This is a genomic window from Sphaerotilus sp. (assembly GCF_031429695.1).
Taxonomy (GTDB): Bacteria; Pseudomonadota; Gammaproteobacteria; order Burkholderiales; family Burkholderiaceae_C; genus Sphaerotilus.
On record NZ_JANPAB010000014.1, the window covers coordinates 56,091 to 68,003 of the forward strand.

Consider the following 11,913-nt stretch of genomic DNA (forward strand, 5'->3'; position numbering starts at 1 on the left):
TGCAGCAGATGCCCACTGGCCGCGCTCACCCCCGCGGCACGCGGTACAACCCGCAGAGCTTGTTCCCATCCGGATCACGCAGGTAAGCCAGATAGAGCTTCCCCGCGGGGCCTTCACGCAGGCCCGGCGGGTCTTCGCAGGTCGTGCCGCCACTGGCCAGTCCGGCGGCGTGCCATGCCTGGACCTGCTCGGGCGACTGGCACGCGAAACCGGTGGTGCTGCCGTTGGCGACCGTGGCCGGCTGCCCGTCAATCGGCCGGCTCACCGAGAACACGCCGGTCCTGGTGCGCCAGAAGATGCGGTGGCGGTCCACGGCGCCGGGTGGAACGTCGAGCGTGCCCAGCAGGGCGTCGTAGAACGCCTTGGCCCGGTCGAGGTCGTTGGTGCCGATCATGATGTGCGAAAACATGGGAGATCTCCTGTCGGAATGGCGGGCCAGCCTAGCACCGCCCCCGCCCTCTCCCCGTCATCCTCGCGACAGCGAGGATCCACGCGACCCAGCGACGCCCGGCAGGCGCCGCTCAGCGCAGCGCAGCTTCCACCATCGCCGCCAGCGTCGCCGTCGGCCGCCCGATCAGCGCGCTCAGCCGGTGGCCGTCGTCGAACAACCCGCCCTTCGACGCCCCGACGTCCGAGTCCGCCAGCAGGTGCGCGATCGGCTCCGGCAGACCGGCGCCGAGCAGCGCGCCGCGGTAGTCGGCTTCGGGCAGGTTGACGTACGGAATCGTGCGGCCGGTCTGGCGACTCACCTCGGCAGCGAACTCGGCCAGCGTGTACGCCGTGTCACCCGCCAGTTCATGGACCTGCCCGGCCTGGTCGTCGCGCGTCAGCACGGCGGCCGCCGCGGCGGCGTAGTCGGCGCGCGCGGCGGAAGCGATGCGGCCCTCGCCGGCGCTGCCGATCACCGCACCGTGCTGCAGCACGGCGGGCAGGCTGGCGAGGTAGTTCTCGGTGTACCAGCCGTTGCGCAGCAGCACATGCGGCACGCCCGACGCGCGCAGCAGCGCTTCGGTCGCGGTGTGCTCGGCGGCGAGGCCCAGCGGCGAGGTGTCGGCGTGCAGCAGGCTGGTGTAGGCCAGCAGCGCGACACCGGCGCGGCGGGCAGCGTCGATGACGTTGCCGTGCTGCGCGACGCGCTCGCCCACAGCGCTGGACGAGATCAGCAGCACCTTGGTGGCGCCCTGAAAGGCGGCGTCGAGCGTGGCGGGCTGCGTGTAGTCGGCCTGGCGGACCTGCACGCCCAGCGCGGCGAGGTCCGCGGCGGAGGCCGGCTGGCGCACGGCGGCGACGATGCCCGCGGCGGGCACGGTCTTCAGCAGCGACTGGATGACGAGGCGGCCAAGTTGGCCCGAAGCTCCGGTGACGACGATCATGGTGAGGTTCCTGACAAGGTCAAAGCAGTGAAGGTGGTGTCAGCTTAGGTTATTAACTTACTATTCGTAAGTACACACAAAAAAGTAAGTAAAGAATCGCCATGACACCCGACACTGATCCGACCCGGTCCCTGCGCGCGAAACTGCAACTGCGCGGCAACCTGTTCGCCGAAGCCTGCCCGTCGCGGGAGGTGCTGCAGCACGTGACGAGCCGCTGGGGCGTGCTGATCCTGGTGGCGCTGCTCGGTGGCACGCACCGCTTCAGCGAACTGCGCCGCAAGATCGGCGGCGTCAGCGAGAAGATGCTCGCGCAGACGCTGCAGGCGCTGGAGAGCGACGGCTTCGTGCTGCGCACGTCCTTCCCCGTGGTCCCGCCGCATGTCGAGTACAGCCTGACGCCGATGGGCATCGAGATCGCCGGCCAGGTGCAGACGCTGGCCGACTGGATCGAGCACAACCTGTCCGAGATTCTGAACACCCGGGCACAACGGGCTGAGGCTTAGGCCACGCGCGCCGGCCACGCGCCCGGCGCTAGTCCGCCCGGTGCAGCGCCCGAGACGCCCGCCCGCTGCGCAGCACCGACCACGCCAGCCACAGCGCCCCTCCCCCCGCCGCCAGAAAGCCCAGCAGCCCGAAGGCCGGTAGTCCGAACAAGGTCGGACCGCCTTGCACCGTCATCACGATCGACGAGCCGATGATCAGCGCCGCGACCACCATCGCCACCGTGAGCCGGCTGACGGCGCGGTCGAGCTGGTCGGCCACTTGCTCCAGGTGGCGCACCTCGACATGCACCTGCACCCCGGTGCGCTTGGTCAGCCGCATCAGCCGGGTGATCTCGCGCGGCAGGCCGGTCAGCAGGCGCACGGCGTGCAGCGCCGAAGTCCAGCCGCGCTGCGCCAGCGCCTGCGGCGCGTAGCGCGCCCGCAGCGCAGCCTCCAGCAAAGGCTGGGCCTCGGTGGCCATGTGGAACTCAGGAGCGAGGGTGCGGCCCAGCCCTTCGAGCGTGATGAAGGTCTTGATCAGCAGGGCCAGATCGGCCGGCAGCGCCAGCTGGTATTCGCGCAGGATGGCGGTCACGTCGCCGAGCATGCCGCCCAGGCTGAGCTTGGCCAGCGCCGTGCCGCGGTACTGGTCGACGAAGGCGACGACGTCCTGCTGCAGCGCGTCCTGGTCGAAGCCCGCACCCGGCCCCGCGTCCTGCGTCCAGGCCAGCAGCACCTCGACCACCGCCTCTGGCTCGCGCTGCACGAGGCCGAGCATCAGCGACAGGAGCTGGTCGCGGCGCGTCTCGCTGAGCCGGCCCATCATCCCGAAGTCGATGAAGGCGAGCCGGTTGCCGGGCAGGTAGAAGACGTTGCCGGGGTGCGGATCGGCGTGGAAGAAACCGTCGTCGATGATCATCTGCAGCACGGCGTTGGCACCACGCTGGGCCAGCAGCGTGCGGTCGAGGCCCGTGGCATCCACCCGCGCCAGGTCGTTGCCGGGGATGCCGACGATGCGCTCCTGCACGTTCACGCGCTCGCGGGTCCAGTCCCAGTAGACCTGCGGCACGACGATGTGCGGCCGGTCGGCGAAGTTGGCGGCGATGTGCTCGGCGTTGTGGCACTCGCTCGACAGGTCCAGCTCCCGGCGCAGCGAGCGGCCGAACTGGCGCTCCAGCAGACGCAGGTCGGCCTCGATCACCGGGCCGATGCCGGGGCGGCGCACCTTGACGACGACCTCCGTGCCATCGTGCAGCGCGGCGGCGTGGACCTGGGCGATCGAGGCGGCAGCGAGCGGCTCGGCGTCGAAACGGGCGAAGACCTCCTCCGGCGGCGCGCCGAGGTCTTCCGTCAGTTGCGCACGCAGCAGGGCCGGATCGACGGTGGGCGCCTGGCTGTGCAGCTTCTCGAACTCGGCGATCCAGGCCGGGCCGAACAGGTCCGCGCGGCCGGCCAGGATCTGGCCAAGCTTGACGAAGGTCGGCCCCAGCTCCTCCAGCGCCAGCCGCAGCTGCACCGGCGGATCCAGCCGCGCCAGATCGGCTGCGTGGTCCAGATGCAGCGCATGCCCGGCGCGTGCCAGCCGGTCCGCCCAGCCCAGGCGCCGCACGAGGTCACCGAGGCCGTGGCGGATGAAGACGGCGGCGATGCCCTGCAGGCGGCCGAGGTCGCGGGCGGCGGTGAGCGTGGCGAACGGCATGGGTGCGGCGCAGGGCAGGTCAGTTCAGGCGCCGAGCTGCGCCCAGAGGTAGGCAAACTCCAGCGCCTGCAGGTGCGCGCGCTGGGTGTTGTCGGCCGCACCACCGTGGCCGCCTTCGATGTTCTCGAAGTACAGCACCGGGTGGCCGAGTGCCTCCAGCTGCGCGACCATCTTGCGGGCGTGGCCGGGGTGGACGCGGTCATCGCGGGTCGAGGTGGTGAACAGCGCCCGCGGGTAGCGCACATCGGCGCGCAGGTTCTGGTACGGGCTGAATTTCTGGATCCACGCCCACTGTTCGGGCTGGTCCGGATCGCCGTATTCCGCCATCCACGAGGCACCCGCCAGCAGCCGGTGGTAGCGCTGCATGTCCAGCAGCGGCACCTGGCAGACGACGGCGCCAAACAGGTCCGGCCGCTGCGTCATCGCCGCCCCGACCAGCAGGCCACCGTTGCTGCCGCCCATGATGCCCAGTCGCTCGGGGCGCGTGACCTTCGTGCGGACGAGATCTTCGGCCACGGCGATGAAGTCGTCGTAGCTGCGTTGCTTGTGCTCGCCGACCGCGGCCTGGTGCCACGACGGGCCGAACTCGCCGCCGCCGCGGATGTTCGCGACGACGAGAACACCGCCTCGCTCGTACCACGCCAGCCCGAAGCCACCCGAGTACCACGGCTGCATCGACACCTCGAAGCCGCCGTAGCCGTAGAGCAGCGTCGGGTGGTCGCCGTCGTCGCGGCAGCCTTTCGGGCGGACGACGAAGTACGGCACCTGCGTGCCGTCCGCGCTGGTGGCGAAGCGCTGTTCGGCGGTCATGCCATCGGCGTCGAAGTAGCGCGGGCGCTGCTTGAGCACCTCCAGCTCGTCGGTGCCGGCACAGGCCAGCATCAGCGAGTCGGGGGTGAGGAAATCGGCATAGGTGACCCAGTAGTGCTCGGCCAGCGGGTCGTCCGGGAGGTGCGGTTCGTGCAACGCGGCGATGCCGAGCGTGCCGGGGCCAGGCAGGTTCACGGCGCGGCGCTGCCATTGGCCGTCCACCAGCCGCAGTTCCTCGACGCGGTTCGCCACCTGGTCCAGCACGTTCAGCAGCACATGGCCGCGGGTCCACGCGCTGCTGCCGAGCGAGCGCGTCGGCGTCGGCGTGAACAGCGCGGTCCACTGCGGACGGCCGGCGAGCAGATCGTCCGCCTGGGCGACCAGCAGCGAGCCGGCCAGGTGCGTGACGGCGCCTTGCACGAGGTCGCTGCGCAGCTCCATCACCGCCCAGTGCTCGTGGAAACCGAGGCTGGCGTCCGCCGGTTTGTCGAGGTGCTGCAGCGCACTGTCCGCGCCGACCAGCCACATCTCGGTGGTGTAGAAGTCGACCGAACGGCCGTGGATGACGCGCTCGAAGCCCGGCGTGTCGTCCACGCTGACCCAGGCCGAGACATCGCTGGTTTCGCCCTCGTGCACCGTGACGGCCGCGCTCAATGGCGTGCCGCGGTGCCAGCGTTTGATGACCCGCGGATAGCCGGAGTCGGTGAGCGCGCCGGGGCCGAAATCGGTGCCGACGAAGAGTGTGTCCGCATCGAGCCAGCTTGTGCTGCTCTTGGCCTCGGGCAGCGTGAAGCCCCCTTCGTCGGCGTCGAGGAAACGCTTGTCGATCAAGTCGAACTCGCGCACCACGGTCGCGTCCGCCCCGCCCCGCGACAGCGAGACCAGGCAGCGCCGCCAATCGCCACCGGGCACCGCAGGAGCCAGCACGTCATCGCCGTGCCAGACCCAGTTTTCGCCTTCGATCGCAGCGAGCGCATCGAGGTCGAGCACGATCTCCCAGTCAGGTTCCTGCTGCCGGTAACTCGCCAGCGTGGTGCGGCGCCACAGGCCGCGCACGTGCTCGGCGTCCTGCCAGAAGTTGTAGAAGTGCGGGCCGACACGGCTGACGTAGGGAATGCGCTCGCGGGCGTTCATCAGCGCCAGCAGCCGCGGCTTGAAGTCGGCGTACTCGGGGCGGGCGCAGAGTTCGGCCTGCGAGCGCACATTGCGGGTGCGCACCCAGTCGAGTGCAGCCTCGCCCTGCACGTCTTCGAGCCAGAGGTTCGGGTCCGTCATGGTGTGCTTTCGGCGTAGGGATCGGCAAAACCGAGCGCGGCCATGATCTCGCGTTCGCGCTCTTCCATGTACTCGGCGGCTTCCTCGTCGTCCTCGTGGTCGTAGCCCTGGGCGTGCAGCGTGCCGTGGACGAGCAGGTGGGCGTAGTGGGCCAGCAAGTCCTTGCCATTGGCGGCAGCCTCGGCCTCGACCACCGGCGCGCACAGCACCAGGTCGGCCACCACCACCGGCTCGGCGCTGTAGTCGAAGGTCAGCACGTTGGTGGCGTAGTCCTTCTGGCGGAAATCGAGGTTCAGGCGCTGGCCCTCCTCGGCACCGACGATGCGCACGGTGATCTCGCCGGGCAGTTCCAGCGCGGCGCGGACGAAGCGCGCCACCTTGTGGCGGGGCAGCACCGCACGGTGCCGCGGGTCGGCGAATTGCAGGGACAGGCTCAGATCGGGACGGGCAACAGGCATGGTTCTTCAGCGCTCGGGGTGGAAGTCGTCGGCCGCAGCGGCAGGCCGTGCAGCATCGTGGGCCTCGACAAAAGCGTGGCGCAGGATCACGGTCGGAATGTGAACTATGAGGCAAGGGCCGGGGGCGTGATTGTCGCCGCCCGTCCGGGGTGCCCGTGGTCCGGCAGAATCAAATGCTTGGCTTCAATTCTTCCGGATTTCACCATTTCAGTGGCCACGCCTACCGCGCCAGCGACCCCCGCACCATCGCCCGGCTGGCTGACCCAGCTCCGGACGCTCAGCTCCGATCGCGGCCGCCCGCTGCTGATTGCCCTGCATCCTGCACGCTGGGGACTGATGGTGGTGGCGCTGATCCTGATCGGCCTGTGGATGGTGGAGATCGGCGGGCGCGCCAGTCCCGAGGGCATCACGACGATCCGCAACGCGGTGGTGGTACGCGCCCCGACCCGCGAGGTGCCGGTCACCGGCGCTGCGCGGTTGATCACGCTGCCGGACACTTGGGATTTTTCGCCCAAATTCACATCCCCGCTGTGGTATCAGCTGCGCTTTGACCTGCCTGCCAGCCCCAACCCGGCAACGATGCAGGGCCTGTATTTCGAGCGTCTGTGTGCGTCCTACGAGGTGCGCATCAACGGCTTCCGCCTCGCCGCACGTGGCAATGTCTCGGCGCCGCAGCCCTTCAACTGCCTGGATCCGGTGCTGATCACGCTGCCACCGGCGCTGCTCAAGCGCACCGACAACCAGCTCGACATCCAGATCACCGCGCAGGTGCGCTCGCAGGTGGCGGTGCGCGAACACGCGGGCTACCTTTCGGCGGTCCGCATCGGACGCATGGACGTGCTGGAAGAAGAACTGCGCCGCGCCCGCACCTTCAACGTCAGCGCCACGCAGGCGCTGGCGCTGCTGGCCGGTCTGGTCGGCGCTGCGGCGCTGGCGCTGGCGACGCTGACCCGGCTGGCCTACCTGGGTTACTTCGGGGCGGCCAGCGTGGGCTGGGCGCTGTTGTGTGCGCTGCTGACCGGTGCGCGGCTGCCGATGTCGGTGGTGGCGCACGAATGGCTGATCGGCGCACTGATGCCGCCAGTGGCCGTGGCGAGCATCCTGTCGCTGATGCGTTACAGCGGCATCAAGGTGCGCTGGCTGGAGCTGTCGATCGCGCTGCAGAGCATCGTCGTGCCGCTGAGCCTGGTGATCGCCGCCCCGGACCGCATCAGCACCATCACCCATCCCTGGATGGTGATCCTGTCGCTGGAGGTCGCCGCCGCCACGCTCGCCTTCCTGCACCGGGCCTGGAACTACTCGCCGGCCGATTTCTGGGTGGTCTGCGCAGCGCTGGTCACCGGTCTGTTCGTGCTGGTGGTCGAAGCGCTGTTCGTGCCGGTCGCCCTGCTGCTGCCGGGCAACCACGCACTGAGCGTAGCGTCGGTCGTGATGTTCGGCGGCATGGTGCTGCGCCTGTACCAGCAGCTGCGCGGCGAGGTGACCGCGGCCGAACAGGGCCGGGCGCAGGCCGATCGCCGGGTGCAGGAAATCTCCGCCGACATCGAGAAGAACTACAGCCACATGGCCGAACTGCGTGTCGAGCAGGTCACCGCCAAGGAGCGCAAGCGCATTGCCGCCGACCTGCACGACGACCTCGGCGCCAAGTTGCTCACCATCGTCCACACCAGCGACAACGAGCGCATCGCCACCCTCGGCCGCGAGGCGCTCGAAGAGATGCGGCTGTCGGTGCGGGGCCTGGGCGGGCGGGCGATGCAGCTCGGTGACGCCATCGGCGACTGGCGCAGTGAGGTGATGATGCGCATGTCGCAGGGCGGCGTCGAGCTGGCCTGGAACACCCCCGACGACCTGCTGATGAGCGAGCGGGCGATGAGCGCCCGCGCCTATGTGCAGACCACCCGCATCCTGCGCGAGGCGGTCAGCAACATCCTCAAGCACAGCGGCGCCACGCACGCCGAGATCTCGATCCGCCAGGACATCAACGACTTCGAGCTGACCATCGCCGACAACGGCAAGGGCATCCCGATGGAGCTGGACGGCAAGCTCGACCGCGGCCACGGCATGTCCACGATGAAGGGCCGCGCCAAGCAGCTGCAGGGCCAGTGCCTGGTCGAGTCCGGACCGGGCTATGGCACGACGATCCGCTTGACTCTGCCGCTATGAGCCTAACGTCCTGCGATCTTTCACGAAATTCGTTCAATTTCGTCACCACGTTCATGTTCACCATCCAGCGGCCGATAGAGTCGTCACACTGCCATCCCGCCTGAGGAACGCTTATGAAAACGATTCTGCTGCTCGAAGATCTGCCCGAAATCCGCGCCTGGCTGCGCGCCCTGGTGATGCAGGTGTTCCCCGGTTCGACCGTGGTCGAATCCGCCCGTGTCCACGACGCACTGCAACAAGTCACTGCCCACCGCTTCGATCTGGCGATGATCGACCTCGGCTTGCCCGACGGTTCCGGCGTCAAGGTGGTGCAGGCGCTGCGCGAGTCACAGCCAGATGCGCAGTCGGTGGTGGTCACCATCCACGACGACGACCACCTCTTCCCCGCGCTGCAAGCCGGCGCTTATGGTTACCTGCTGAAAGAACAGCCGCGCGAGCAGCTGATGGAGCACCTGCAGCGCATCAGCCAGGGCGAGCCGCCGCTGTCGCCGTCGATCGCGCGGCGCATGATTTCCTACTTCTCGGCCCAGGCCAACAAGCCGGCCCTGCAGCCCTACCCGGCCACCGACACGCTCATGCCCAATGTGCAGCTGACCGAGCGCGAGCGCGAGGTGCTGCTGCGGGTGGCCAAGGGCTTCACGCTGCCGGAGATCGGCGTGCAGCTCGGCCTGTCGCGCCACACGATCGCCGACTACGTCAAGCAGATCTACCGCAAGCTGAACGTGAGTTCGCGCGCTGAAGCCGCCCTCGAAGCGCAGCGCCTCGGTCTATTCCGCCGCTGATGGCCCGCAAGCCGGTGAATCGCCCCGCGCATAATCGCGCCCCATGATCGGACGACTCACCGGCACCCTGGCGGAAAAATCCCCGCCCCAACTCCTCATCGATGTGAACGGCGTCGGCTACGAAGTCGACGTCCCGATGAGCACCTTCTACAACCTGCCCCACCTCGGCGAGCGTGTCACGCTGCACACGCACTTCGTCGTGCGCGAGGACGCGCAACTGCTCTACGGCTTCCTCACGCCCGCCGAGCGCGAAACCTTCCGCCAGCTCATTCGCATCACCGGCGTCGGCCCGCGCATCGCCTTGGCCGTGCTGTCGGGCATGGGTGCGGGCGAGCTGGCGCAGGCGGTCAGCACGCAGCAGGTCGGCCGCCTCGTCAAGGTGCCCGGCATCGGCAAGAAGACCGCCGAGCGGCTGCTGCTCGAACTCAAGGGCAAGCTCGGGCCGGACCTGGCGCTGCCGGGCGCGGCGGTGCAGACCGATGCGCAGTCCGACATCGTGCAGGCCCTGATCGCGCTGGGCTACAACGAGAAGGAAGCGGCGGCGGCGATCAAGCTGCTGCCGGTGGACATCGGGGTGAGCGACGGGATCAAGGCCGCGCTGAAATCACTGGCGAAATAACCAGTCCTGCGCACCCGCGAACCCCTGCGATCGGGCCTTTGACGGACAATCGCCCGCATGGCCATCCAGACCGACGACTTCGCCCCTGCCCCGTCCAAGCGCATCGTCAGCGCCGCACCCAGCACCCCGCAGGAAGAGGCGATCGAGCGCGCCCTGCGCCCCAAGCTTCTCGATGAATACGTCGGTCAGGCGAAGGCCCGCGAGCAGCTCGAAATCTTCATCGGCGCCGCCAAGAAGCGCTCCGAGGCGCTGGACCACGTCCTGCTGTTCGGCCCGCCCGGACTGGGCAAGACAACGCTGTCGCACATCATCGCGGCCGAACTCGGCGTGAACCTGCGCCAGACGAGCGGCCCGGTGCTGGAGAAACCCAAGGATCTGGCCGCGATGCTGACCAACCTGGAGCGCAACGACGTGCTCTTCATCGACGAGATCCACCGGCTGAGCCCGGTCGTCGAGGAGATCCTGTATCCCGCGCTGGAGGACTACCAGATCGACATCATGATCGGCGAAGGCCCGGCGGCACGCTCGATCAAGCTCGACCTGCAACCGTTCACGCTGGTCGGCGCCACGACCCGCGCCGGCATGCTGACCAACCCGCTGCGCGACCGCTTCGGCATCATCGCGCGGCTGGAGTTCTACACGCCCGAGGAACTCTGCCGCATCGTGACGCGCTCGGCCGGGCTGATGGGCGCGCCGATCGACGCCGAGGGGGCAATGGAGCTGGCCCGCCGGTCCCGCGGCACGCCGCGCATCGCCAACCGCCTGCTGCGCCGCGTGCGCGACTACGCCGAGGTCAAGGGCGACGGGCGCATCGTCAAGCTGATCGCCGACAAGGCGCTGACGATGCTGGACGTCGACCCGAAGGGTTTCGACGTGATGGACCGCAAGGTGCTGGAGGCCATCGTGCATCGGTTTGACGGCGGGCCGGTCGGGCTGGACAACGTGGCGGCGGCGATCGGCGAGGATTCGGGGACGATCGAGGACGTGATCGAGCCGTACCTGATCCAGCAAGGGTATCTGCAGCGCACGCCGCGCGGGCGGATCGCGACGCTGGCAGCATATCGGCATCTGGGGGTCACGCCGCCGGCGAAGGCGGGGGCGCTCGGAGCAGCGGGGGAGCTGTTCGGCGAGTGACCGTAGCCTGACCCCGTCATGCCCGCGAAGGCGGGCACCCACGCAGCACCTCGACAATTTGACTCGCGTGGATGACGGAGGAAGTACCCGGTTCAGGACAGGCTGTGCGCGGGCGTGCCGCCGTCGCGCCCACCATCACTGCTTTCTTCCAGCGCCGCACCGTCAAGGTGCTGCGTATCGCCCCAGCCGATCATCGTCAGCCGCGTCCCGGTGAACAGCAGCCGGTTGATGCTCGCATTGCCGAGCTGCCAGGTGCGCGGCGCTTCGATCGGCATCCCGCAGGCGGCGCGGTACAGGCAGTCGAGCACCCCCCCATGCGCCACCAGCACGACGGTCTGGCCCGGATGGGCGGCGGCCAGCCGGTGTGCGGTGTCGATCGAGCGGGCATAGAAGGTGCGCAGCGACTCGGCGCCTTCCGGCTCGAAATCCGGCTCGCGGGATTTCCAGCGTTTGACCAGTTCCGGGTGGATCGCCTCGATCTCGGCGACCGTGCGGCCCTGAAACAGCCCGAAATGCCGCTCACGCAGCCCGGCATCATGGACCACCGACAGGCCGATGCGCCGAGAGATGGCGTTGGCGGTCGCCGCGGCACGCACCAGATCGGACGAGTACAGCACCGCGATGTCCTCACCCACCAGCGCCTCGGCGGCCCGCTTGGCCTGCCAATGGCCGGTGTCGTTGAGGGGAATGTCGAGCTGCCCCTGGATGCGGGTATCGACGTTCCATGCCGTCTCGCCGTGGCGGATGGCCAGGATGCGGGTGCTGCTGCTGTGGCCCATGCCTCAGACGCCCCAGACGATGTCGTGGTCGGCCGCCTGGGCGCGCTTGAGCATCTCGATCAGCGGCCAGGCACGCTGGCGCAGGCCGACCTCCCGGAATGACGGCAGCGTGCGGCCCTCGGCGGCGGCTTCGGCTTCGGCCTCGCGGCGGGCGCGTTCCTCGTCGGCGATGCCCCGCTCCAGCGCGGCGATGGCGGCGGGCATCTGCGCCGGCTGGAAGATGCCCTGCGGCGCCGGCTCGCGGCCCATCAGCCGCATCATCCGGTCGCCGACCGGCGCGGTCATGATCAGGTCACCCGCAGCCTTGGACTTGAACTTGTAGAGCATGGGGACAGTTCC

The 11,913-nt window shown here is 69.0% G+C and carries 12 protein-coding genes; 5 read left to right on the forward strand and 7 right to left on the reverse strand.

Annotated features, from left to right (window positions below):
- Positions 1-25: 25 nt before the first annotated feature.
- On the reverse strand, positions 26-409 hold the full coding sequence (locus RMP06_RS03110; protein WP_310460306.1) for a VOC family protein: 384 nt from the start codon (positions 407-409) through the stop codon (positions 26-28).
- 112 nt (positions 410-521) lie between these two features.
- Complete coding sequence (locus tag RMP06_RS03115; RefSeq protein WP_310460307.1) at positions 522-1,373, reverse strand: SDR family oxidoreductase; 852 nt, start codon at positions 1,371-1,373, stop codon at positions 522-524.
- 101 nt (positions 1,374-1,474) lie between these two features.
- On the opposite strand from RMP06_RS03115, the gene RMP06_RS03120 reads away from it, so the two are divergent.
- Entirely contained in the window at positions 1,475-1,876 is a 402-nt protein-coding gene (locus tag RMP06_RS03120) for a winged helix-turn-helix transcriptional regulator (RefSeq protein WP_310460308.1), read from the forward strand.
- A 28-nt stretch (positions 1,877-1,904) separates the two neighbouring features.
- Here RMP06_RS03120 and RMP06_RS03125 read toward each other — a convergent pair whose 3' ends face one another.
- The 3 genes from RMP06_RS03125 to ybeY are packed head-to-tail and all read right to left on the reverse strand — an operon-like array spanning position 1,905 to position 6,097.
- Positions 1,905-3,554 (reverse strand): ABC1 kinase family protein, encoded by a 1,650-nt coding sequence (locus RMP06_RS03125; protein WP_310460309.1) that lies wholly within the window; start codon positions 3,552-3,554, stop codon positions 1,905-1,907.
- Positions 3,555-3,578: 24 nt separating this feature from the next.
- Positions 3,579-5,639, reverse strand: coding sequence for a prolyl oligopeptidase family serine peptidase (locus RMP06_RS03130; RefSeq protein ID WP_310460310.1), 2,061 nt, complete (start codon positions 5,637-5,639; stop codon positions 3,579-3,581).
- Positions 5,636-6,097 carry an rRNA maturation RNase YbeY gene (gene ybeY / locus RMP06_RS03135; protein ID WP_310460311.1) on the reverse strand — a complete coding sequence of 154 codons (462 nt, stop codon included), beginning with the start codon at positions 6,095-6,097 and terminating at the stop codon, positions 5,636-5,638. Before ybeY ends, RMP06_RS03130 begins: the two co-directional genes overlap by 4 nt.
- Before the next feature lie 210 nt (positions 6,098-6,307).
- On the opposite strand from ybeY, the gene RMP06_RS03140 reads away from it, so the two are divergent.
- The 4 genes from RMP06_RS03140 to ruvB all read left to right on the forward strand — a co-directional run bounded on the left by RMP06_RS03140 (position 6,308) and on the right by ruvB (position 10,795).
- Positions 6,308-8,260, forward strand: a complete 1,953-nt coding sequence (locus tag RMP06_RS03140; RefSeq protein WP_310460312.1) for a sensor histidine kinase — start codon at positions 6,308-6,310, stop codon at positions 8,258-8,260.
- 113 nt (positions 8,261-8,373) lie between these two features.
- Positions 8,374-9,042 (forward strand): response regulator, encoded by a 669-nt coding sequence (locus tag RMP06_RS03145; RefSeq protein ID WP_310460313.1) that lies wholly within the window; start codon positions 8,374-8,376, stop codon positions 9,040-9,042.
- 43 nt (positions 9,043-9,085) lie between these two features.
- On the forward strand, positions 9,086-9,661 hold the full coding sequence (gene ruvA, locus RMP06_RS03150) for a Holliday junction branch migration protein RuvA (RefSeq protein ID WP_310460314.1): 576 nt from the start codon (positions 9,086-9,088) through the stop codon (positions 9,659-9,661).
- Between the two features lie 57 nt (positions 9,662-9,718).
- Positions 9,719-10,795: a Holliday junction branch migration DNA helicase RuvB gene (gene ruvB / locus RMP06_RS03155; RefSeq protein WP_310460315.1), complete on the forward strand. Its 1,077-nt coding sequence runs from the start codon at positions 9,719-9,721 to the stop codon at positions 10,793-10,795.
- 92 nt (positions 10,796-10,887) lie between these two features.
- Here ruvB and RMP06_RS03160 read toward each other — a convergent pair whose 3' ends face one another.
- The gene (locus tag RMP06_RS03160) at positions 10,888-11,574 is read right to left on the reverse strand and encodes a histidine phosphatase family protein (protein WP_310460316.1); all 687 of its coding nucleotides are present in this window, start codon (positions 11,572-11,574) and stop codon (positions 10,888-10,890) included.
- Between the two features lie 3 nt (positions 11,575-11,577).
- Positions 11,578-11,901, reverse strand: coding sequence for a DUF1840 domain-containing protein (locus RMP06_RS03165; RefSeq protein WP_310460317.1), 324 nt, complete (start codon positions 11,899-11,901; stop codon positions 11,578-11,580).
- Between the last annotated feature and the right edge of the window lie 12 nt (positions 11,902-11,913).

What these genes read in the sequence shown, in the direction of transcription:
- RMP06_RS03110 (WP_310460306.1), bottom strand. Translation starts at nt 409, where the DNA reads ATGTTTTCGCACATCATGATCGGCACCAACGACCTCGACCGGGCCAAG.
- RMP06_RS03115 (WP_310460307.1), bottom strand. Translation starts at nt 1,373, where the DNA reads ATGATCGTCGTCACCGGAGCTTCGGGCCAACTTGGCCGCCTCGTCATC.
- RMP06_RS03120 (WP_310460308.1), top strand. Translation starts at nt 1,475, where the DNA reads ATGACACCCGACACTGATCCGACCCGGTCCCTGCGCGCGAAACTGCAA.
- RMP06_RS03125 (WP_310460309.1), bottom strand. Translation starts at nt 3,554, where the DNA reads ATGCCGTTCGCCACGCTCACCGCCGCCCGCGACCTCGGCCGCCTGCAG.
- RMP06_RS03130 (WP_310460310.1), bottom strand. Translation starts at nt 5,639, where the DNA reads ATGACGGACCCGAACCTCTGGCTCGAAGACGTGCAGGGCGAGGCTGCA.
- ybeY (WP_310460311.1), bottom strand. Translation starts at nt 6,097, where the DNA reads ATGCCTGTTGCCCGTCCCGATCTGAGCCTGTCCCTGCAATTCGCCGAC.
- RMP06_RS03145 (WP_310460313.1), top strand. Translation starts at nt 8,374, where the DNA reads ATGAAAACGATTCTGCTGCTCGAAGATCTGCCCGAAATCCGCGCCTGG.
- ruvA (WP_310460314.1), top strand. Translation starts at nt 9,086, where the DNA reads ATGATCGGACGACTCACCGGCACCCTGGCGGAAAAATCCCCGCCCCAA.
- ruvB (WP_310460315.1), top strand. Translation starts at nt 9,719, where the DNA reads ATGGCCATCCAGACCGACGACTTCGCCCCTGCCCCGTCCAAGCGCATC.
- RMP06_RS03160 (WP_310460316.1), bottom strand. Translation starts at nt 11,574, where the DNA reads ATGGGCCACAGCAGCAGCACCCGCATCCTGGCCATCCGCCACGGCGAG.
- RMP06_RS03165 (WP_310460317.1), bottom strand. Translation starts at nt 11,901, where the DNA reads ATGCTCTACAAGTTCAAGTCCAAGGCTGCGGGTGACCTGATCATGACC.